The 20,353-nt window shown below is 50.8% G+C and carries 24 protein-coding genes and 1 pseudogene; 22 read left to right on the plus strand and 3 right to left on the minus strand.

The genetic code is table 11. The features are described 5' to 3' along the window. The first annotated feature begins 50 nt into the window (after positions 1-50). The 21 genes from BMW46_RS08040 (at position 51) to BMW46_RS08135 (ending at position 16,190) form a co-directional block, all read left to right on the plus strand. The gene (locus BMW46_RS08040; protein WP_074707000.1) at positions 51-1,013 is read left to right on the plus strand and encodes a hypothetical protein; all 963 of its coding nucleotides are present in this window, start codon (positions 51-53) and stop codon (positions 1,011-1,013) included. 14 nt (positions 1,014-1,027) lie between these two features. Continuing rightward, on the plus strand, positions 1,028-2,299 hold the full coding sequence (locus BMW46_RS08045) for a phage capsid family protein (protein ID WP_074707003.1): 1,272 nt from the start codon (positions 1,028-1,030) through the stop codon (positions 2,297-2,299). A gap of 76 nt (positions 2,300-2,375) precedes the next feature. Beyond that, a complete protein-coding gene (locus BMW46_RS08050; RefSeq protein ID WP_074707005.1) occupies positions 2,376-2,816 on the plus strand; it encodes a hypothetical protein in 441 nt (146 codons plus the stop codon). A gap of 74 nt (positions 2,817-2,890) precedes the next feature. Beyond that, entirely contained in the window at positions 2,891-3,259 is a 369-nt protein-coding gene (locus tag BMW46_RS08055) for a hypothetical protein (protein WP_074707008.1), read from the plus strand. After that, positions 3,259-3,591 carry a DUF6682 family protein gene (locus BMW46_RS08060; protein ID WP_074707010.1) on the plus strand — a complete coding sequence of 111 codons (333 nt, stop codon included), beginning with the start codon at positions 3,259-3,261 and terminating at the stop codon, positions 3,589-3,591. Before BMW46_RS08055 ends, BMW46_RS08060 begins: the two co-directional genes overlap by 1 nt. Then, a complete protein-coding gene (locus tag BMW46_RS08065; protein WP_074707013.1) occupies positions 3,588-4,211 on the plus strand; it encodes a phage adaptor protein in 624 nt (207 codons plus the stop codon). The genes BMW46_RS08060 and BMW46_RS08065 overlap by 4 nt, the downstream gene beginning before the upstream one ends. A gap of 3 nt (positions 4,212-4,214) precedes the next feature. Further along, complete coding sequence (locus tag BMW46_RS08070; protein ID WP_074707016.1) at positions 4,215-5,111, plus strand: hypothetical protein; 897 nt, start codon at positions 4,215-4,217, stop codon at positions 5,109-5,111. Beyond that, positions 5,111-5,461, plus strand: coding sequence for a hypothetical protein (locus tag BMW46_RS08075; protein ID WP_081355734.1), 351 nt, complete (start codon positions 5,111-5,113; stop codon positions 5,459-5,461). Before BMW46_RS08070 ends, BMW46_RS08075 begins: the two co-directional genes overlap by 1 nt. Further along, complete coding sequence (locus tag BMW46_RS14885; RefSeq protein ID WP_081355735.1) at positions 5,452-6,042, plus strand: hypothetical protein; 591 nt, start codon at positions 5,452-5,454, stop codon at positions 6,040-6,042. Before BMW46_RS08075 ends, BMW46_RS14885 begins: the two co-directional genes overlap by 10 nt. After that, positions 6,036-6,320, plus strand: coding sequence for a hypothetical protein (locus BMW46_RS15125; RefSeq protein ID WP_177171061.1), 285 nt, complete (start codon positions 6,036-6,038; stop codon positions 6,318-6,320). Before BMW46_RS14885 ends, BMW46_RS15125 begins: the two co-directional genes overlap by 7 nt. Further along, entirely contained in the window at positions 6,305-6,634 is a 330-nt protein-coding gene (locus tag BMW46_RS08085) for a hypothetical protein (RefSeq protein WP_256377002.1), read from the plus strand. Before BMW46_RS15125 ends, BMW46_RS08085 begins: the two co-directional genes overlap by 16 nt. Beyond that, positions 6,631-6,906 carry a hypothetical protein gene (locus BMW46_RS08090; protein ID WP_143121433.1) on the plus strand — a complete coding sequence of 92 codons (276 nt, stop codon included), beginning with the start codon at positions 6,631-6,633 and terminating at the stop codon, positions 6,904-6,906. Before BMW46_RS08085 ends, BMW46_RS08090 begins: the two co-directional genes overlap by 4 nt. A gap of 51 nt (positions 6,907-6,957) precedes the next feature. Further along, the gene (locus BMW46_RS08095; RefSeq protein ID WP_074707024.1) at positions 6,958-7,512 is read left to right on the plus strand and encodes a lysozyme; all 555 of its coding nucleotides are present in this window, start codon (positions 6,958-6,960) and stop codon (positions 7,510-7,512) included. Continuing rightward, positions 7,509-9,545: a hypothetical protein gene (locus tag BMW46_RS08100; protein ID WP_074707027.1), complete on the plus strand. Its 2,037-nt coding sequence runs from the start codon at positions 7,509-7,511 to the stop codon at positions 9,543-9,545. The genes BMW46_RS08095 and BMW46_RS08100 overlap by 4 nt, the downstream gene beginning before the upstream one ends. A 159-nt stretch (positions 9,546-9,704) precedes the next feature. Then, positions 9,705-10,088: a hypothetical protein gene (locus BMW46_RS08105; protein ID WP_074707029.1), complete on the plus strand. Its 384-nt coding sequence runs from the start codon at positions 9,705-9,707 to the stop codon at positions 10,086-10,088. Positions 10,089-10,121: 33 nt separating this feature from the next. After that, the gene (locus tag BMW46_RS08110) at positions 10,122-10,556 is read left to right on the plus strand and encodes a hypothetical protein (protein ID WP_074707032.1); all 435 of its coding nucleotides are present in this window, start codon (positions 10,122-10,124) and stop codon (positions 10,554-10,556) included. Between the two features lie 9 nt (positions 10,557-10,565). Beyond that, positions 10,566-12,086 (plus strand): hypothetical protein, encoded by a 1,521-nt coding sequence (locus tag BMW46_RS08115; RefSeq protein ID WP_074707034.1) that lies wholly within the window; start codon positions 10,566-10,568, stop codon positions 12,084-12,086. After that, positions 12,083-12,697: a GNAT family N-acetyltransferase gene (locus BMW46_RS08120; RefSeq protein WP_177171062.1), complete on the plus strand. Its 615-nt coding sequence runs from the start codon at positions 12,083-12,085 to the stop codon at positions 12,695-12,697. The genes BMW46_RS08115 and BMW46_RS08120 overlap by 4 nt, the downstream gene beginning before the upstream one ends. Then, the gene (locus BMW46_RS08125; protein ID WP_074707040.1) at positions 12,690-13,814 is read left to right on the plus strand and encodes a hypothetical protein; all 1,125 of its coding nucleotides are present in this window, start codon (positions 12,690-12,692) and stop codon (positions 13,812-13,814) included. The genes BMW46_RS08120 and BMW46_RS08125 overlap by 8 nt, the downstream gene beginning before the upstream one ends. Next, a complete protein-coding gene (locus BMW46_RS08130) occupies positions 13,807-14,439 on the plus strand; it encodes a hypothetical protein (protein ID WP_074707042.1) in 633 nt (210 codons plus the stop codon). Before BMW46_RS08125 ends, BMW46_RS08130 begins: the two co-directional genes overlap by 8 nt. 176 nt (positions 14,440-14,615) lie before the next feature. Beyond that, positions 14,616-16,190 (plus strand): hypothetical protein, encoded by a 1,575-nt coding sequence (locus BMW46_RS08135; RefSeq protein WP_074707045.1) that lies wholly within the window; start codon positions 14,616-14,618, stop codon positions 16,188-16,190. A gap of 134 nt (positions 16,191-16,324) precedes the next feature. On the opposite strand, the pseudogene BMW46_RS08140 reads toward BMW46_RS08135, so the two are convergent. From BMW46_RS08140 to BMW46_RS08150, 3 genes and pseudogenes are all read right to left on the minus strand, one after another. After that, positions 16,325-17,318, minus strand: a pseudogene (locus BMW46_RS08140) (IS3 family transposase). A 29-nt stretch (positions 17,319-17,347) separates the two neighbouring features. After that, positions 17,348-18,307: a glycosyltransferase family 2 protein gene (locus tag BMW46_RS08145; RefSeq protein ID WP_074707047.1), complete on the minus strand. Its 960-nt coding sequence runs from the start codon at positions 18,305-18,307 to the stop codon at positions 17,348-17,350. A gap of 73 nt (positions 18,308-18,380) precedes the next feature. Beyond that, complete coding sequence (locus tag BMW46_RS08150) at positions 18,381-19,598, minus strand: O-antigen ligase family protein (RefSeq protein WP_074707049.1); 1,218 nt, start codon at positions 19,596-19,598, stop codon at positions 18,381-18,383. A gap of 250 nt (positions 19,599-19,848) precedes the next feature. On the opposite strand from BMW46_RS08150, the gene BMW46_RS08155 reads away from it, so the two are divergent. After that, positions 19,849-20,277: a hypothetical protein gene (locus tag BMW46_RS08155; protein ID WP_074707051.1), complete on the plus strand. Its 429-nt coding sequence runs from the start codon at positions 19,849-19,851 to the stop codon at positions 20,275-20,277. Positions 20,278-20,353: the final 76 nt, after the last annotated feature.

The raw sequence follows: 20,353 nt of genomic DNA on the forward strand, positions 1-20,353 counted from the left end.
ACCCTGCTCAAGGCAGGCCCGCTCACTGGGTTAAGTAGTTTGGAGGAAAGATGGAATTGGATCAGCTTACGGATGAGCAAATCGCAAATCTTACGCCGGAACAAATCGAAATATTGGAAAGCGACCCGAATAAGCTCGCAGAAATTCTAGGCAGGCAGGAAGCACCTGAGGAAGAGGAAACGGAGAAATCCAGCTCCGATGTGAAGGACGGCATGCCCGGTAAGGCGAGCGGCGATGAAAGTGAAGATGAGCCTGTCGTTCTGAACAAGAGCGGCAAGGGGACCATTCCCTACCAGAAGCACAAGGAACTGCGGGTAGAGAACTCGGCGCTGCGTGAGCAGCTAAAATCCGCGCAAGGCAAACTCGATGAATTCCTGATGCGGAAAGAGGAAGCAAAGGAAGTAGAGACCGTTGCGCTGGATGAAAAACTCAAGACGCACCTGGAGGCTCTGAAAGAAGAAATGCCTCAACTTCATCAGGTACTCAGCGCGCTACTCGAGGGAAGTCGGAAGCAAGGCGAAAGGCTGGAGCAAACGCTGCGGGAGCTGGAGCGCGAAAAGGAGGAATCGGAGCGCACAAGCCAAGTGAGTACTGCAGAGCAAGTCGCCGAGGCAAAGGACAATAACCCAGATCTGGTGCATTGGGAAAGTAATGACCCTGGCGCCTGGGAAGAAGCGCTGAAGCAGGACGAAATTCTGAGAATCAATACGAAGTGGGCAGAAAAGCCTTATGCAGAGCGGTTCCAGGAGGTTGTCCGTCGTGTCAGGGCGATTATGCCGGAAGCCTCCACTCCAAAAAAGAAATCCGATCCGGGAATGATGAAAGCGGATGTGCAAGCCAAGCTTGAGGCAGCCCCGGTGAGGAAGCCTGTAACTCTATCAGACATTCAGGGTGGAGCAAATCCAGCCTCTGAACGTGAGCAGCTTGAGAGTCTGAGCCCATTTGAACTTGCTCAGAAGCTGATGAAGATGCCCACGCATCAGGCGGCAGCCTTGAGAGCCGAACTTGATTAAGGATTATTGATTAAATGGCTGAAACAAACGTAGCAAGCGGAAGTTCACTGGCAGTCAAACATTATAGCGCGGCGCTCTTCGCCAACACGCTCAAAGGATCCACAGCGATTGACAGCCTTGTCGGCCCGGTCGAGCCTTCAGTAGCAATGCAGAAAATTGCCGGTCAAACAAATCCGGGCATGCCTATTGTGCGTATCGATAATTTAATGAAAAGTGCTGGCGATGTCGTATCGCTCGATCTGGTCGATACGGTGGGCGGTGAACCGTTGATGGGCGATGTCAATCGTGAAGGACGGGGCAGTGCACTTTCGTTTTCCTCGATGGAGATCAAGATCGATCTATCCAGTAAGGTCATCGATGCCGGTGGCAGCATGTCGCAGCAACGCACCAAGCATCAGTTGCGTGAAATTGCCCTGGCGCAATTGTCAGGTTATTTTCCCCGTCTCGACGCTCAGGAAACACTGGTGCATCTTGCAGGAGCACGCGGTTCGCAAACGGGTTCGGACTGGACAGTACCGCTTCAAACCGCACCGAACTTCAGTTCCATAATGGTGAACCCCGTGAAGGCCCCTACCTATAATCGTCATTTTGTAGTGAACGGCGCCAATTTGACTTCAGGGGGACAGCAGTTGGGATCCATCGTTTCAACGGATGGCCTGCGCTTGTCGCATCTGGATCTGCTGCGGAAGAGGCTTGATGACATGGACCAGCCATTGCAATCCGTCAAACTGGCAGGGGATCGAGCCGCCCAGACTTCCAAGATGTGGGTATTTCTCGCTACACCCAATCAGTACTCGCTCCTTTTGACCGAAGGTTCGTTACGTGCATTCCAGCAGAACGCCATCAATCGAGCGGCATATTTTGACGAGCGCCATCCGCTGTTTGCCGGTGAGGTTGGGATGTGGAATGGCATTCTGGTGATCAAGAATGAGCGTGCGATCCGTTTTATGCCTGGCGAAAGCACGAAGATAGTTACCGCAGCAAACGCGGCAGCTGCAACAGAAACCGATCAAGCTGTCAATGGAGCATTGACTGCCGGGTACGCGATCGAGCGCGGATTATTATTAGGCGCACAAGCACTGGGTGTCGCTTATGGCAAAACCAGGGTCAGCGGAATGCAGTTCGGATGGAAGGAGCATTGGTATAACTTTGAAAGTAACCTGGAAGTGATGGGTGAGAAGGTTTGCGGCAAAGCGAAAACCCGTTTCTCTATCGACGATGGAACAGGTTTCAAGGTACCGACCGACTTTGGCGTGATTGCGGTTGACTCGGCTGTACCGCTTTAATCCGTTTTAACCAGTTTTATACAGTGAAAGCGGAGTTAATGTCCGCTTTCAACCATCACTTTTTCGAGAGATATAAATGGCTACTTTTAGCGCACCAGATCTGAACAGCAAAGTGATGCCCATGGGCAACTATGGCAACGCCGCAGTGGTTTATGGCACAGCAACGCCCTCATCCGGGGTGGTTGGAAGCATCTATCGTCCGGTCAGAATTCCGGCTGGCATGAGTGTTACGGCGTTACGGATAGTAAATGACGATCTGGATACAGGAGGCACCACGTTTGCTGTAAAAATCGGCTATACCCCAGTCGACTCCGGGCAAGGTCCTGTCGAGGATGATGATTATTTTTCCGCTGCTACAACAATTTTATCCGGTGTGGCTCTGACCGACCTAAGATTTCAACCTATCAAATTCGAAAAAGATGTCTACGTTATCCTGACGGTAACTGCACCGGCCATTGCATTTATTTCGGGCAATATCACTGCAATCGTCACGGGCGAGGCGACAGGCATCAAGTAAAAGCAAGCAGTAATCAGGAAATCAAAGGCGATTCCCAGAGCCTCTGGGAATCGCCTTTTTATTGAGGATTTCATATGCCAAAAGTCAAATATATTGCCACCGGCATCAAGATTGACAGCATCAATGGGGTGGGATTGCGCTGGGAACCGGGCCAAGTGCGGAATGTAAGCGCTGAAGTTACTGAGAGGCTGCTCGTCTACTCCGATACCTGGATTCGCGTCCACGATGAGACGCTGGATAACGTTGTGCCGATCGGGCTGGCGCAAGCAGAGAAACCGGTTGAAGAACCGCTGCCGGTGATCGACTTTCATTCCATGGGTAAAAAAGCCCTGCTTGAGTTTGCCGAGCGCAAATACAACGAACGGCTGGACAAGCGCCAAAACGAGGGAACGATACGGCATAAAGTGATTGCCCTGTTTTCCAAGAACGAGATGCCGGACTAATGCCATTATCATATCAGTCAATTGTCGAGTTGGCTCGCATCCCGCTCAATGACGACGACAAGACGCGTTATCCGGATACCGTATTATTGTCCTTTGCCAATCAGGGGATGCTGCAGATACTCAAACGACGACCGGATCTGTTCATAGGCAGGTTCAACAACCTGCCTGATGGGGAACGCGCCTTGGATGATGCTTTTCCGCTACCCCCTATATACCTCCAGACAGTAGCGGATTATGTTACGGCCAGAGCAGAAATGTCTGACGATGAGCACGTCAATTCCGGCCGTGCCGCACTGTTCATGCAGTTATTCGGCTCCGAGGCGCAACCATGAAATTGTGGAGCGATTTTTATGATCTGCTTATGCCAGAGCTGCCTGGATGTCCTGCAGCTGCAGCCGACAGTGCGTTACGCCAATCTTCTATAGCGTTTTGTGAGCAATCCCTGGCTTGGCAAACCGAGCATCAGCCTGTCTTCGTAATGGGGGGTATTGCAGAGTATCCCTTTTCTCCACCTGAAGGCGCGGCAGTTCATTCCATCATAAATGCAGTGCTGGATGGAGAAGAAATAGAGTCTTTTGCTGGCGAAAAGAACATCACGATCAAAAACTGGAGTCGCCACACTGGCAAACCGCGGTATGTTCTTGGCGGTCCATCTTCGCTGACCCTGATTCCAACTCCGGATAGTAACGCGGTATTGGCAGTAACGGTTACGTTAAAACCTTCGGCCACCAGTACAGGGATTGATGACGGGCTATTCCACGAATACCGCGAAGCCATCATTCATGGCGCGATGGCGCGGCTAATGCTGTCACCTAAAAAGCCCTATACCAATATCCAGCTAGCTGCCTATCATCAGCAACAGCTCATTATCAAGACGGCGGCAGCAGGCATGAGGGTAGCCAGAAGCTATGCCAGAGCGCCCTTCCAGACGGCAATCCTGAGACGAGGATAAAACATGGGACTCAAGTTCTCGAATTTTGGCAAGGCCATTATCAGTTCCGCCCCGAGCGGGACAACAGGATTGAGCTTCACGGTGGAGGCCGGAAAGGGCGTTCTCTTTCCATCGCCCGGCATCGGAGATTATTTCTATGGCATATTCAAGGATGCTTCCGGCAACCGGGAAATTGTGAAAATCGAGGCACGTACGACCGACAGCTTAACCATCGCGCAAGGAGGGCGAGGACTGGACGGTACGGCTCCCCGTACCTGGGCAGCAGGCGATTACTTCGTTGCCGGCGTGACCAACATCGCCTTGCAGGAATCCCTTGCAAATCCAAATCTCCAAGCGCTTGGCGCCCTGGAAACGTCAGCCGATAAGATGGCCTATTTCAGTGGACCGGGCACAGCTGCATTGGCGAATCTGAGTTCCTATATCCGGAGCTTGCTGGATGATGATAATGCAGCGGCTGCAAGAGCGACTCTAGGCGCTGCGCCTGCGAGCCTCATTCCCCCTGGAACCGTTATGTCATTTTTTCAGGCGACGGCTCCGGCAGGCTGGACTCAGGTCACGACGCACCATAATAAGGCACTGCGCGTTGTAGGAAGTGCCGGTGGCGGTTCGGGGGGTTCGGTCGCGTTCACGTCTGCCTTCACGTCGCAGGCAGTTTCGGGTTGGAACAGCGCGACGACATTGACTTCGGCGCAGATACCGGCGCATACGCACACTTTGAGTGTGTATGGGACATCAGGCGGAGGGGCTAACCCCAGCGGTGGGGGAGGTGGAATTATTACCGGAATGCCAATTACAGATGCCGGCACAGGTGGCGGTGGCTCGCACAGCCATATTTTTACCGGCACGGCCATCAACCTTGCCGTGCAGTACATCGACATAATCATAGCGAGTAAGGATTGATGGAAATACGCATAGCGAATTGTCCGCTGGAAGCAAAATGTGAAGAGCTCAAGCTCGAGGATGACAAACCTGTCCTTTATCGATGTCCATGGTATGTGCAGGTTCGCGGCGTAAATACCAATACGGGACAGGAAACCGATTCATGGGGATGCGCTATAGGCTGGTTGCCCACGTTAATGATCAACACTGCCAACGAATCCCGCAAGGGCGCCGCAGCTACAGAATCCTTCCGTAATGAGATGGTGAAGCACAGCGAGAAAACGCAACAGGTGTTGCTTGTGGCAGCGCACATGACCAACAGGAAGGTCCAGGGTAACGGTTTATTGGAGCAGAGCGAGATATGCGAGTGACAATCATTCGGGACGACAGTGTGGTTGGAATCGATGGCGTATTCAGGCGAATCGATTTATCGTCGTTGAGGGCCAACGTGCGCGCTGTTCAGTGGAACGATACAAGCGGCCATATAGAGTATGACGATACTGCAAATACGCTGCTCAGAAACATGGCGGAGTTTCAGCCATTTGTGGATCTATGGAAAACCGCGGCATCAGAACAAATTACCGTGTTGACCGCACCAAGTCCGGATCAAATGAAAGCAGCGGCTGTCGCCCGGATCAACACTGCTTATCAGTCCGACGTAAGGGAATTGACAGCAGTTTATCCAGAGGAAGAAGTTAAAAGCTGGGCATTACAGGAAGGGGAAGCAAAGGCATGGTTTTCGAATCCTCAAGCCCATACTCCCTGGCTGGACAGCGCTGCTGATGCTCGAAATATGAGTAAGGCAGATCTGGCGGCCAAAATTATTGCCAAGGCTGCTGCATTTGCGAGAGTGCATGGCCAACTGACGGGCAAGAGGCAGAGATTACAGGAGATGATCGTTGCGCTTGGCGATTTTCCCACTCGGCAGCAATTGGATGACATCAAGTGGTAAAGCATGATCGAAATTTTTTGAACGAGACAACAAGATGCGGCGTAGCCGCTTTTTTTTTTGCCCGAACGGGCTTTTTTATTCAATACCCAGGAGGAATTATTATGACCATGTTTCGACGCGAACGCATCAAAGCCATCCAGGAAGAGGTGGAAAGTAAACGTGCCGCAGCTGAAGCCCGCGCAGATGGTTTATTGGAAAAGTTGAAGGAATCGAAATGGACCGCTCCAATATTGCTGGGTGCGGTCGTATTTGCAGTAGTTTTATGGGGTTTGTCCTGATCATGGCTGAGGATGAAGGCGACCATGAGGTCGCGACCAGGGTCGAGAGGCGGCGTGGACCATCCACCTACACATTATCCTTCGGTGGAATTATTGCAGTGGCGGGTTTGGTTGCATCTGGCGTAGCGACGTACAACACGGTGCAAAATGATATTGCGACCCTGAAACGAGGCGAGCTGTATCAGGAAAGAACCAATGAACGCCTTGATGAGGAACTCAAATCGGTGAGAGCCGAGCAGCGTGAAACGATGAAGGAATTCAATGACAAGCTCGACAGAATCATCGAGAAATGGGCGAGGGGGAGAAAGGCATGAGGTATTTGCTGGGAGCCTTCTTTCTGGCGTCGTGCACCATGCTTACGCCCCTGGTGACGAATGAACCGCCGGTGACGAACGAAACCCCAATTGAGCCAGACGTTTCGACGGTGCAACCGCAAACATCGATGAATCCCGGGGAGGTTTCGAAGCCAAAATCCAAGCCAGCATCTCCCATTCCGGAAATATCCTCGTGCGCCACACTGAATGCAGGCAATGTGAAGGAGACCATAAAGGCGAAGCTGGATTGCATCACAGAAACTATTCCCTGACACCTGCATACCAATACGCATAAATGAGCATGGAACACGAGGAATCGAAAGATGAGTAAGCCATTGTTTAGCCAAGGCAGGTCCGCTGTAGCGTTATTAGTGTTGGCTGCGTCAACACTGGTTGGAATCGCGGTGAACGAGGGGTATAAGGATGAAGCATATATCCCTGTGCGCGGGGATGTTCCCACCATCGGGTTTGGTACGACCACGGGCGTGAAAATGGGAGACAAGACAACTCCTGAGAGGTCTTTGATCCGATTACTGGATGAAATCGAGGGTGTTTATGCGGCTGGAGTCAGGCGCTGCGTGACTGTGCCTCTATATCAGCATGAGTATGAGGCGTATGTGAGCCTCGCTTATAACATCGGTGTCGGTGCATTCTGCCGAAAAGCCTTACCTGGAAAACCGCCTAATCTTATCGATCTGCTCAATGCCGGACGGTATGCGGAAGCGTGTCAGCGGATAGAGGCATTCAAGTATGGCCCCGGCAAAAAAGTACTGCCGGGGCTCGTGAAGAGGCGTGCTAAGGAACGGGCATTATGCGAGGGACGAGGAACTGATTTACAGCAGGATAGCTCTCCCGGAACAGGAGAGCTGGCGGGGTGAGCGCATTCAGGATTTCCGGATTCTCCGGCCTTGTGCCGCGGCTGGCAAAGCACTTGCTCAGCTCGAACCAGGCGCAGACGGCGACCAATTGCAACCTTGCCGCTGGCGACTTGCGGCCCAGGAACGCGCCGCTACTTGTTTTCTCTCCCCAGATCAATGGTGAAATCCAGTCGATGTTCAGGATGGAAAAGGATGGGAGCGAAAAGTGGCTCGTCTGGAGCAGGGATGTCGATGTAGCCCGTTCGCCTGTTGCAGGGGATACGCTTCAGCGATTCTACTACACGGGTGACGGGGAGCCGCGCACCTCCAATTTTGAAATGGCAACAGCGGGCGCCAATGCTTATCCGTCCACCTGCTATGTACTTGGGGTTACACCCCCGGTTAGCGAACCACTGGTGACTGCATCGGGTGGCAGCGGAGTAATGACTTCCCGTGCCTATGTTTATACATTTGTCACGCAATGGGGAGAAGAGTCGCAACCTTCCCCCGCTTCGATAGCGACCAGTGGAAAGACAGACGCACCCTGGATGATTTCAAATCTAGACGCAGCACCCCCCAATTCCGGGACAATTACTGCTGTTTCCAGGAATTCTCCAGTTGCCGGCCAAATGGAAATCAACCTCGATACCGTCTTTGGTTTAAGAGCGCACGAGGAAATCCAGTTTGAATCGGTATCGGGCATGACTGACTTGAACGGTCAATTCATTCTGATAAGCGTGGATCCGGTAACTAAAAAGGTGGTCATATCCCTTTCTACAGATCAGGTCTACGCCGGTGGTGGGAGGTGGAAGCGCCAAGCGCCACACAATACCGGGGGGATGAACAAGCGCATCTATCGAACGCTTACCACTTCGTCAGGGACCGAGTATCGCTATGTCGCAACACTTTCTGGGATTACAAAAAGTTACAGCGATACTGTCCCTGATACGGTTATTGCACTGGGAGAAACATTGACCTCCACAAGCTGGGAAATGCCCCCGGCAAACATGAGAGGCATCGTTGTACTTGCGAATGGAATCGCCGCAGGATTCGCGGATAATGAGGTGCTTTTCTCAGAACCGTTCAAACCTTATGCCTGGCCCACTTCATATCGACAAACATACGACCAGGAAATTGTAGCCATCGCTGCAATGGGAACCACATTGATTGGCATGACCAAGGGCAATCCCTTCACCCTGACCGGGGTTGAGCCTGCGACCATGAGCGGAGGAATGGAGAAGCTGGGGGTGGCGTGGCCTTGCATGTCGAAACGAGGAGTAGCGAATTTTGCATTTGGCATCGGGTATCCCGCTCCGCAAGGGATGGTAATGATCGGGGCAAGCAGCGATATTGTCACAAAAGACTTGTTTACCCAGAAGGAGTGGTCCGAACTGAATCCCGATACCTTTATCGCCACCTCTGCCGATAACCGCTATTACTGCGGCTATTCGGCTGGCGATAGCTCCCTGATGTTCGTGATCGATAAGGCGGAGGATGCATCCTTTACAAAAATCAACCAGAACATCAGTTGCATCTGGACAGATCCCATAACCGGCAAGCTTTACATCGCCACAAACAAGAAAATCTACGAATGGGAAGGGGATAAGGGAACCAAGCTTTTCTATGAGTGGAAAAGTAAACGGTTCGTTGCTGCGTCACCGGTTAATTATGGTGCGGGGAAGATTGATGCCGATTTTGAAATGACGGAAGAAGAAAGAGCAGCGGCGCAATCCTCCTACAAGGAGGCTATCGCCGCCAACCAGACATTGATCAGTTCTTATTCCATGAATGACGGACTGGCAGATACATGCCTCGGTGAATACGAGATTGGGGGTGATGCGACACAGGATATTCCCCTCTTATCCATAGATTCCCTGCAATTTCAATTATGGAGCGATGGCATGCCGAAATTTACCAAACAGGTCAAGAATAACAGGGCATTTCGGCTTCCCGCCGGCTATAAGGCCGATAACGTGGAGTTTGTGCTATCCGGCAATGTGAAGGTGAACAGCCTCGTCCTGGCTGAAACAATGGATGGATTGAAGCAGGCATAACTGTCATAAGTTTCAATCGAACGGCCGATTGGCCCTCCAAGGAGTGCCCTCGAGCCGCTAAAGGTATTTCAAGCAGTTTTTTCTTCTGATTTTTGTCGCCCAAACACGAGCCGCCCCTATCCGGGCGGTTTTTTTTGACTATAAGAAAAGGAATTTTGTATGGCGAAGTATGTTCATTCCGATGTGCTGGATGGTGGATTGAATGCGATAAAAAACAATGCGGGCCGCATGCTGCTGTTAAAGGCATATTCCTTTGCTGACAGCTATGCAACCGTTAATGCTAATGCAATTTGTGCGGTTGCAATGGCGCCCGGAGATTATGCACTGTCAGGTGCCGATGGCGCAGCACGCGTGCTGACAGTCGCGGCACGCAGTGGAACAGCCTCAGCCAATTCGGGCACCGCACCGGATCTTCACATTGCATTCACGGACAACGTGAGCAAAGTCTTGCTGGTGACCGATGAAACCACCGATCAGGTGGTAACGAGCGGCAATACAGTCAATTTCCCAAGCCTGACTTACACGAGCTCCCAGCCCACCTAACTCAACTCCGGGCGATATTCCAGAAATCAAACTATGGCAACATTTACCCAAGCGCAGAGCGCGCGCAGCGTCGTGCTCAATCTGGGAACGCTGGCAAGCGGCACCTACATAACTTCGTCAGCCATTGATCTCGGACCTGCTATCCCGCTGGATATTACATTAGAGATTGAATGCGATCCGAACGGCACTCCAACCGGCAGCCGCCAACTCATATTATTCGCAAAACTGTCGCTCGATAATGTGAATTTCGGGAGTGGCCCGGAAAGCGGAACCGACGCCACCAATGAGGCTGACCTGCATTGGATTGGCACATTGCCGTGCAATGACACGAACGTGCACCGGAAGCTTTTCAGCCTGCAAGGTCTGCCAATCAGTCGTTACCTGAAGTTGGTCGTAAAGAATGACATGGGAGTAGCAGTCAGCTCAGGGAGCATTTACAGGGCCGATATTACCGGTCTTTCCACCTGATCTGCCGGCATGTCCCTGATCACCCTACGAAACAGGTTTGTAAGGCAGCCCCCGCGGGCTACGCCCATTGATTATGCCGGCCTTGCCAAAGGGATGCGAATATTGTGGAACCCCGCTGCAGGGCCGGTCGATCTGGCGACCGGGCGAATCTGGGCAGCGGGCGGCAATGCGGCAATTGTTCCGTCACAAAATGGCAAGGTGTTTTCGTTTGATGGCGTCGACGACTATTACGCCTATACCGGCTATCCGGAACTGACCGGCAATGTCGGCACCTTTTTTATGTGGTGTCCCATTGTGGGTGGTCCCGATATGCATGGCCATTGCCCCTTCGGGGCTTCTTCTCCCAACGCTTTCGCATACCAGATTTATCCTGACTTAAAAGTAGCTATTGGTTCCAATGGCGCCAGTTCTGGCACCCTTTCTTCATGGTTCAACACAAAAAACCGGAGTATTGTTTTCGTATCGGGGGGTACGGCAGCGACGTGCAAAGTTTTTCTCGATGGAAAAGAGACCGGGTTGACCTGGACAAGTCCACCAGTAGCCTGGGGAGCAGGGAACAAGAATTTCAACCTTGGACGATATGTTGGTGGGAATCTATGGGAGTTTGATGGCGCGATACTGATAGCCGGCTTTGCCGATACGGTCTGGGGAGCGGCTGAGTCACGGGCTTTTCATGAAAATCCATGGCAGCTATTCAAGGCACCTGCAAGAAAACCGTGGCCCGCTGATACAGGGCCTGGATTAAGCGGTGTAGCTGCAATACAAGCAAATAGCGGCAGCGCCGGAGAAATTGCTCAACATCACGCGCTTGCTGTTGCGGGATTAACACAGGCGGGTGGCGCCAATGCGGGCAAGATCGAGCAGAATCAAACCCTTGCGGCGGCTGCCCTTATTCAATCCAACCTGGATAGCGCTGCCGGCATTACCAGAGGTATTGCCTTGGCGAGTGCCGTAATTGCGCCGGGCAGAACCTTGAGCACAGGGAAAGTAAGTCAGGCGCATATGCTCAGCGTGGGCGCATTGACCCAAGGGAAGGTATTCCCAGGCGGAGCAATCACGCAAACTCATACCCTAATTGAAGCCGCCCTGGCGCAGTTCAACGGAGGCGGCGACCTCCCCATATCCATCGGCAGTGGCACGCTTGTCGGGACGCCCTTCATGCAAGCCAATGCTGGCGGAACGGGTGTTATTACCCAAATACACATTCTTGTCGCCACTCTTTGCATTCAAATCAATAAAGCAAGCGCCGAAGCGATAAGTGACGGGGTTGTGATTGAATCCGCGCTTTTCAGCAAACCTGCTGAGGCGACCTATATCAAGAAGCCCGGCATTCCAGTTGGAACACCTCCCTGGCTGAAAACCATGCTTGAGATACTGACCGGACGACGCGGAAACCGAATAGCGCTTCCCGCCTTTCGCGCGCTTACATTCTCTGCTCCCCCTACTCAGGCTGAATGCGAGGCGTTGTATGCGTACATAAATTCTGTTCGCGATTCTCTCGAACAGCTTATTTCACGTATGGATGGATGATGAATATTGAACTGATTTCGCTGCTCAAGGCAAATATGGGCTTGACCTTGACATCTGATCTGGCCGCTGATATCTGCGTTGCCGCCTACCACATGGAAACGCTTGCGCAACCGAGAGATATTGCACAAATCAAGCCTCGATATAACGGCCGCATAGTATTCGCTGTAGAGCGTATTGAAAACATTACAGAAGAAATAAAGCATTTGCATCGCATCCATTGGAATGAAACCGAGGGACACAGACACCGGCTACCGTTTCAACCGGATTACGAGACTTTTATCCGGTATGAGCAGGCGGGCCGCTACCTTCTTTTCACCGTAAGAAGCGAAGGAAAGTTACTGGGCAATTGCGCCATGTATCTGGACAAGAGCGCCCACACGCAAACACTTATTGCCACGGAGGACACGCTGTATCTTTTGCCCGAGGCGCGACGCGGCACTATTGCCAAGCGTTTTGTAAGGTATATCGAGAATGCCATGAAATTGTTAGGCGTTCGGGAAATCAACATTACCGTAAAGACCGTTAATAAGGCTGCACGATTTTTCCGATTGCTCGGCTACAGACACGTAGAAAATGGATTGACCAAGATATTGGAGATTGAAAATGTGTAGTTCGAAGCCACCAAGACCGGATCCGCTCATTGGGCAGGCGGCAAAACAACAGGCCGATATCGCCCAGCAACAACTGGATGTGGCAAGACAACAGCTCGAATGGGAGAAGGACAGAGCCAGGGTACAGGATCCGCTGATCCAGAAAATTGTAGATCAGCAGATTGCCTCAGGCGAAGCCAATGCAGCGAGGGCCGAATCGCAATGGCAGGCATACCGGAACCTGTTTGCGCCGATAGAAGAGCGCATGGTGAGGGAGGCCAACGAATTCGACTCGACTGAGCGTAAAGAGCGGATGGCGGCCGAGGCAGGAGCGGATATCGCAAAAAGTTATGAGGGTGCCCTGGATTCAAGCCAACGGACGATGGGGCGCATGGGAGTCAATCCTAATTCAGGCAAGTTTCAAGGCCTGGCCCACGAGATCAGCCTTGGGCTTGCCAAAGACACGGCGGGAGCAATGAATAAGGCCCGACGCGAGACAGAATTGCAGGGCATGGCCATGCGGCAAGGCATGGCCCAATTTGGGCGTAATATGCCCACCATGGGAATAGCTACCGATGCGGCAGCGCTCAATGCAGGTAACGCCGCCACTGACAATCTGGCAACGAAAGCCGGGCTGCATACCGCCGGCATGAATGCGGCGCAACACTGGTATGACGGCGCTCTCGGCGCGAATAACTCATCCGGCAACCTGATGCTGAACCAATATCAGGGACAACTGAATGCATGGCAGCAACAGCAGCAGAATAAAGCGGGAGGGCTCAGCGGGCTAGGCAGTCTGGTCGGCACCCTGGGCGGAGCTTACCTGATGAGGACCCCGAGCCTGCGAACGGGCGGTGTCATCAAGAACTATAGTGCCTATGGCTTATCCACATCCAAGCGCGAAGGCTATGCGGACGGTGGCATAGTACAAGGCCCCGGTACCGGCACCAGCGATTCCATTCCAGCTTCGATTGAAGGCGTGCAACCTATTCGGTTATCGAATGGCGAAGCGGTACTCAACAGGAAAGCGGTGGAACTTGTAGGAGAGGATTTCATTCACCGCCTCAATGTCGCGTCAGGGTTGATGAAGCGCAAGGCGACAGTGAACAAACACAATAGGGAGGGGGGACATGCTTGAAAGCCTGGGCGCATTTGCTGGCGGCCTTGCACAAGGTATACGCACGGGGCAGGATATGAGGCTCCGGCAGCAGGATGCCAACCGGTTGAGAAAGACGGATGAGCGCGAGGCGGAGTTGCATCGGGCGAGGATCGATAAGGCAGATTTTAACAGGGAAAAACGCGAGCGGCTTCGTGCCGCCAACGATGAGATAGCGATTCCATGGCAGCAGGATAAGCAGAAGCCATCTACTCCTGGTTACCCGACGCCTGGCCTGAGCACCGGGTTGACGAAAACACCTGCTGTCGTAGAAGCCGACATCGGGGGCCTTTCCAGCCTGAGCAAACCAGCAACACAAATTCCATCGGATGAAATGATTGCTAAGCGCATGTTGACTGGCAACCTGCTTGAAGATGCGGATGAACTGACGCGCATGGCGAACATTTACAAGAAATACGGCCTTCTGGAAGAAATGGCGCCCTGGATGAACAAAGCCTACGCAGCGAAGAAAAGGGGAATTCCCGATGCGCTGAGTTCCCTGTTAACCGGGAATGCCGGGAAAGCCAGAGAAATCCTGGAAAAAGGCGGATTGGCGCTTGCAGATGACCCTTTGCAACTGGATTCAGACGAGCAACAGAATGTATGAGATTCCGATTCAAGGATGGCGGCGAGACGGAAATCGACCTGAGGGAATTTGCGAGAAGGTTTTTTCCTTCGTCAATACTTCCTCCAGCAACTCAATAACGATTCCGATAAAAGTCTATAGATTGGAATTACAGTCTGCATACTCTCGTCTGAACATTATCGCTACAATAATCCCAAATGCATCAACCCCAAGAAAATAAGCTTCCAGTTTTTCAAATACTGTTTTTTTCCAATCTTGTTGTGCTCGCACTTTTTCTATGGCAGAGGGATAAAGGATTCTCACTATGGGATGAAGGTTTTCTTTGGTATGGGGTTCAACGTGTGATGCTAGGTGAGGTGCCCATCCGCGATTTCATGTCTTACGACCCCGGCCGTTACTACTGGTCCGCTACACTCATGAGGCTGTGGGGAGACAATGGCATAGTGGCCTTAAGGGGTAGCGTGGCGGTTTTTCAAGTGATGGGATTATTCGTCGCTCTACTGTTAATTGCTCGAAATGCAAGAACGCTAAATTTTCCCTATTTACTTCTTTCAACCATCACATTGGTGGCCTGGATGTATCCACGCCACAAATTATTTGATGTTTCTTTATCTATTCTGCTAATTGGGATATTGGCCTTCCTTGTGCAGAACCCTACAAGGAGACGTTACTTTTTCACCGGTCTATGTGTAGGTTTGGTAGCTGTTTTTGGCCGTAACCATGGTGTATACGGCGTCTTAGGCAGTTTTGGGGTTATGATATGGCTGACCATCAGGCAAGCAGATAAGTTTGAATTTATCAAGGGAGCTATGCTGTGGGCAGTAGGGGTAGCAATTGGTTATATCCCGATACTTCTCATGGTATTGCTGGTACCAGGCTTTGCTCCCGCCTTCTGGGAAAGTTTGCTCTTTTTCCTTGAAATTAAAGCAACTAATCTTACTCTACCAGTTCCTTGGCCTTGGCGTTTGGAATTTGACTCCGTATCTGTTGGTAAGACGATTCGTGGAGTGCTGGTTGGCTTGTTTTTCATTGCTATAGTCGTTTTTGGCATACTTGCTACCATATGGGTTACTCGGCAGAAGTTTCACAAGAGGGCTGTTCCATCGGCGTTGGTTGCAACTGCATTCTTGGCATTGCCCTATGCCCATTATGCTTATTCCCGAGCTGATGTAAGTCACCTTGCTAAAAGCATTTTTCCTCTATTAGTCGGTTGCCTAGTGCTGTTGGCCACAAAACCAGCGAGGATCAAATGGCCATTGGCACTTGTGTTATGTGGTTCAAGTTTATTAGTGATGGTGCATTTTCATCCCGCCTGGCAATGCCGGTCTAGCAAACAATGTGTGAACATCGTAATTTCAGACACCGAAGTGACCGTTGATGCTCGCACAGCAAGTGAGATCACTCTATTAAAGAAATTAGTTGCTAAGCATGCACCCGATGGTCAAAGTTTCATCACAACTCCTTTCTGGCCGGGGGCTTATCCGCTGTTCGAAAGAAAGTCTCCTATGTGGGAGATATACGCCTTGTTCCCGCGAAGTGAAAGCTTTCAGCAGCTAGAAATTGAACGAATCAAGGTGGCAAACCCAGGTTTTATCCTGATATTCGACTTCCCCCTTGATGGGCGGGAGGAGTTACGTTTCCGCAATACACACGCCCTAATTCATAGATATATCTCGGATAACTTCGAGATGCTGCGCGATTCGCCAAACCTGACCTATCAAATATATACAGTCAAGAAGACAACCTCATCAGAATATTCTGGATCCCGCTAAGTGTTACTGCTGAGGGTATGCCTTAAACTCTCAAAATCCCTAGATGCTTAGTTCAGTTTTGACATTGCTGTGGCCTCGTCAGGGGAGAGTTTGAATGCCCCGGTAGTAGTGCAAGGGCGTTCTAGCAAGTTCAGTTAAAAATTAGCTACTTTCTCTTTCGCAGCCATTGATTTCGTTCTGCATGCGTAGCTGGCTGCAAATTCTGTCGGAGTTAGGTAATTTAGGGTACTGTGGGTTGATGCTTGTTGTAGTCGCGCCGTCAAGCCGAGATTCGAATCCGTGCCTCAGCCAAAGCTGGTAAACCAATGATCGTTCAAACACTCGTCACGAAAGCGGCCATTGAAACTCTCGATATAGGCATTCTATGTCGGCTTTCCTGCCTTGATCAGTTTGAGCTGAACGCCATTCTGGTAAGCCCATTGATCCAGCGCCTTGCTGGTGAATTCCGGCCCCTGGTTAGTGCGAATCGCCAGCGGTAACCCTCGGAACTGCGCAGCTTGCTCCAGTACACGCGCAACGTATTGTCCCCGAGATACCATGCTCAGCCACAAGATCAATGGATTCCTTGGTGAAGTCATCACCGGTGCTCAACACCTTGATGCGTCTACCACTGACCAGGGCATCACTGATGAAATCCATTGACCATACCTCATTTGGCCGGCTCGACAATGTCAATGGCTCACGTTCAACCGCTACACTACATCGCTTCCTTCGGCGCTTTACTGGCAGTTCGGCAGCATGGTAAAGGCGAAAGACGCGTTTGTGATTGACTCCAATGCCTTCGCGACGCAGCAGAGCATAAATGCGCCAATAACCAAAGCGGTGACGCGCAGAGTCTAACTCAATCATTCGGCTCTGCAACTGCTCATTCGCAGGTGCACCTTGGGTACATAGTTGAGTACCGTATGTGACAGTTCCACAAGCAGGCAGGCACGGTGCTGCGAGATTCACGTCTGCTCCAGCGTCACCTTACTGCCTCACGCTTGGCCTGGGGAATCAAGGCCTTCGGCCCAAAGCAACTTTCAGCGCTTGAGCATTCGAAAAACCGTGTTGAAGGTACAATTCCCGAACCGGAACACCTCCATTTGCCTGTTCTCTTCTCGAAAAACGAACTTTACTAGATTCCAAATGGCCCGTTTTATTGGGAGTACATCAAGTTAGCGTAGCAAGTCTTTCCAAAAACTGACGGTTCCGAATGCATATCGATGATAACGGAAGGCAGCAAGTTCATTTAGAGCTATCGGTAATCTCTGCCAAGGACTTTGAGGTAAAGCAGCGCGGTTCCGCAAAAAAATAAGCAATTCCTCAATTTTTTCTAGTTTCTGCGTAGCGACTGGAAAGTGCTTTCCGTGCGTGAGGAGACGCACTCGAGTTAATTCATAGTGGAGAACTTGTGGTCCATATATTTCTGCGCAAGTCTTGCCGCGATTCCTACCTCTACGAGGAATCCCAAGTTGGTTAGAGCTATGCTGCCGGTAGGCAATCAACGGTGTTGGCAATGCCACTAGGCATGAAGTTGCTCCGATAAGTAGAGCAATCCAAGCGTCATGCCACATCTCGGGTAAAGGCAGAATAAGGTCTCGATAAATGGAACGAAAGGCCATTGTCGCACCTGTTACTACCGGATGCTTGAACAAAACTTCTAGTGCATCGCCACCATTAATTTGTGCTTGTTCTTTTGAATTGAATTTAAAAGCTTCCCAAAGACGTAGTTCAGATGGATTTAAGTTTTCGCCAATTACATCTGCATTGGTGAAAACAGCACCTGCGTTAGGATTATCGATAAAACCTGCTTCAATAAGTTCAATCTTATTTGGATACCAAACATCGTCCTGATCACATAAAAAGATTATGTCACCATTACAGGCGCATATAGCCGTTTGAAAGTTACGTGTGGAACCAAGACGCTCAGAGTTCTGGAGGAATTGCACAGGGAATGGTGCATGTCGCGCAAATTTCAATACGATATCAGTAGTGCTATCAGTGGAGGCATCATCCGAAATGACGAGTTCATCAGGCAGTCTATGTTGCTGAGCTATACTTTCCAGCTGCTCAGCAATATAGCGTTCTCCGTTAAAGCTGGCTAACGCGACAGACAGTAGCGACGGCCTTGTCATTTTCTTGAAACTTATCCCAGTTTAATGTCGAATTAATGTCGAATCATCCACTTCCAATAACTGCCAGTATCACTCAAGGAGTAATATATTTTGTAGAGTAAAACTGCTCTGATGCTTTGTGAGAGGTAATACCAATAGCGGTGATTACAAGAAGCAGGTAAAAAGTTTGTCGAAAAAAAACCAGAGTGTCTGTTAAGCCGGACAGAAAAATAAAACAGAGTAAAGCCGCCGCAAGAACTACCAGTTGATGTCTCTTTAGCGTTTGAAACCAACTCCACAAAAAGAAAGCATAAGTCACCACCCCGAGCAGTCCTAGCTGCATTCCAATCTCAATCCAGTCGTTGTGATAATGATAGGTGTCGTGAAATTCTGTCAAATCTCGGTAAATACCCCCTTTATACGTCTCAACAGTTTCCTCGAAATACCTTGCTGCCGCTCCCGTCCCGTGACCGGCAAAGGGATGCTCGGCTATTCCATAGAGACCGACATCCCACATGGCCAGGCGATATCCCAAGCTGGTCGTATATTTTCCTGCCCACGATAATTGAATATCATTCTTCGCTCGCATTAATCTTTCTTGAAAACTCGTACTATTGGATGCGAACAACGTGATTACTGTGATCACCAGCGCCATCACGGTCAGAAGGGTTTTGGTTTTTGTCTTATACAGCAAAAACAGCAGAAGCAACGATGAAAGAAGCGTTGCTAAAAGTGCGCCCCTGGCGTCTTGATTAAACTGAATGAACAATAGAAAGGCAGAGAGAAACCACAAAAATAGTCGGATTCCATTATTTCTGCTTGTTTTTATAATATAGAGAGTCAGTATTACTCCAATTCCCAGTGTCGAAGAAAAACTAGTGTAAGGCATCCCCAAAGCCGGGATACCTTGTACGCCCATTATCAGCCAGTGATATAAACCGATAAGCAGTGCGCCAAAATAACCCAGGAGCGCTCCATAGATTGCCCAAGGTAGACGTTCCTTATTCAAGAGGCCTAGATAGGGGATAAAAACGAGAAAGGCAAAGTATCTTCGCCAGACCTTGAATCCAAGATCAGGGTGATCGCTCCAGAGTATGCCAAGGGCGAGGACGAAGCATAACAGAAGCATGCCGATTGCCAGAGGCTCTCTGACTGTTTTTCTAGAGCGGCCCAGTCCTCCATCTATCACCCAGGCGAGGGGCAACAGATAATAGGCATAAAAGCTCCACCCCTTGTACCAGAGCGCTATCCCAAAAAAGAATAGCACGGATTTTGCCAGCACATCGCGCCAGGCGTTTGCAGTGGGTTGCATAAGACTGAGGGGATGGGCGGATGGTGATATGGCCGTTTTCTTGCCGTTTACAAACCGGCTATATTAGCCTATAAGATGCTGGCGTATGTTCTTCAATCGCCAACTGACCGCAGCGATATCAGCAGAAATATAAGTCGCTTGCTTTACACATTTCTCTGACTTGCAGCAACCTTTGCGACCCGTGCGGGCGAAAGAAGGAGTTATGGCTGAGCCGATGCGATTACATTCTGTCAATCATGGGAGGCGCTAGATGATTCGAATCATTTATATTCCAGTATCAGTTGCACTGCTTATTACCGCCTTTGCCGCACACGCGGGGACCTTCGAAAAAGGTACTTGGTCTGCCAGTGGCTGCGGTGCGATGCCTGAAACGCCAGTGGTGGACTCAAGCAGTGTTGATGCCTTCAACCGGAGTGTGGGAAAGATCAATGAGTGGCAGAAACAGATACAGACTTATCATGACTGTATGATCAAGGAGGCCAATGCCGATAACGCTGTCATCAACAAGTCGGCCACTTCCGAGCAGTCTCGTATAAATGAGGCGGTAGAAAAAGTTAATAAAGAAGCAGCGGCTGGAAAGCAGAAGGTGGAGCAGGCTTCCTCGCCTTCATCGTCCGGTTCTTCTTTTCCCTCTCTGGTTCCCCCTCCTGGCGGCATGGGTGGTCAGCCGGGCTATTGAAGATAAGGATGGTTCCCGTTTGATTTGGATTTGTTGATTAACAGGAGAGCTCAGTTAGCCTCTCGCTGCTTCTTCA

Source organism: Nitrosospira multiformis (genome assembly GCF_900111585.1).
GTDB lineage: Bacteria > Pseudomonadota > Gammaproteobacteria > Burkholderiales > Nitrosomonadaceae > Nitrosospira > Nitrosospira multiformis_B.

Bases quoted from the DNA above. Each gene is read 5' to 3' on its own strand.
- BMW46_RS08120 (WP_177171062.1), top strand. From the start codon at position 12,083: ATGATGAATATTGAACTGATTTCGCTGCTCAAGGCAAATATGGGCTTG.
- BMW46_RS08145 (WP_074707047.1), bottom strand. From the start codon at position 18,307: ATGACAAGGCCGTCGCTACTGTCTGTCGCGTTAGCCAGCTTTAACGGA.
- BMW46_RS14885 (WP_081355735.1), top strand. From the start codon at position 5,452: ATGCGAGTGACAATCATTCGGGACGACAGTGTGGTTGGAATCGATGGC.
- BMW46_RS08065 (WP_074707013.1), top strand. From the start codon at position 3,588: ATGAAATTGTGGAGCGATTTTTATGATCTGCTTATGCCAGAGCTGCCT.
- BMW46_RS08155 (WP_074707051.1), top strand. From the start codon at position 19,849: ATGATTCGAATCATTTATATTCCAGTATCAGTTGCACTGCTTATTACC.
- BMW46_RS08125 (WP_074707040.1), top strand. From the start codon at position 12,690: ATGTGTAGTTCGAAGCCACCAAGACCGGATCCGCTCATTGGGCAGGCG.
- BMW46_RS08135 (WP_074707045.1), top strand. From the start codon at position 14,616: ATGCATCAACCCCAAGAAAATAAGCTTCCAGTTTTTCAAATACTGTTT.
- BMW46_RS08055 (WP_074707008.1), top strand. From the start codon at position 2,891: ATGCCAAAAGTCAAATATATTGCCACCGGCATCAAGATTGACAGCATC.
- BMW46_RS08060 (WP_074707010.1), top strand. From the start codon at position 3,259: ATGCCATTATCATATCAGTCAATTGTCGAGTTGGCTCGCATCCCGCTC.
- BMW46_RS08110 (WP_074707032.1), top strand. From the start codon at position 10,122: ATGGCAACATTTACCCAAGCGCAGAGCGCGCGCAGCGTCGTGCTCAAT.
- BMW46_RS08090 (WP_143121433.1), top strand. From the start codon at position 6,631: ATGAGGTATTTGCTGGGAGCCTTCTTTCTGGCGTCGTGCACCATGCTT.
- BMW46_RS08040 (WP_074707000.1), top strand. From the start codon at position 51: ATGGAATTGGATCAGCTTACGGATGAGCAAATCGCAAATCTTACGCCG.
- BMW46_RS08105 (WP_074707029.1), top strand. From the start codon at position 9,705: ATGGCGAAGTATGTTCATTCCGATGTGCTGGATGGTGGATTGAATGCG.
- BMW46_RS08070 (WP_074707016.1), top strand. From the start codon at position 4,215: ATGGGACTCAAGTTCTCGAATTTTGGCAAGGCCATTATCAGTTCCGCC.
- BMW46_RS08045 (WP_074707003.1), top strand. From the start codon at position 1,028: ATGGCTGAAACAAACGTAGCAAGCGGAAGTTCACTGGCAGTCAAACAT.
- BMW46_RS08130 (WP_074707042.1), top strand. From the start codon at position 13,807: ATGCTTGAAAGCCTGGGCGCATTTGCTGGCGGCCTTGCACAAGGTATA.
- BMW46_RS08050 (WP_074707005.1), top strand. From the start codon at position 2,376: ATGGCTACTTTTAGCGCACCAGATCTGAACAGCAAAGTGATGCCCATG.
- BMW46_RS08150 (WP_074707049.1), bottom strand. From the start codon at position 19,598: ATGCAACCCACTGCAAACGCCTGGCGCGATGTGCTGGCAAAATCCGTG.
- BMW46_RS08075 (WP_081355734.1), top strand. From the start codon at position 5,111: ATGGAAATACGCATAGCGAATTGTCCGCTGGAAGCAAAATGTGAAGAG.
- BMW46_RS08085 (WP_256377002.1), top strand. From the start codon at position 6,305: ATGGGGTTTGTCCTGATCATGGCTGAGGATGAAGGCGACCATGAGGTC.
- BMW46_RS08095 (WP_074707024.1), top strand. From the start codon at position 6,958: ATGAGTAAGCCATTGTTTAGCCAAGGCAGGTCCGCTGTAGCGTTATTA.
- BMW46_RS08115 (WP_074707034.1), top strand. From the start codon at position 10,566: ATGTCCCTGATCACCCTACGAAACAGGTTTGTAAGGCAGCCCCCGCGG.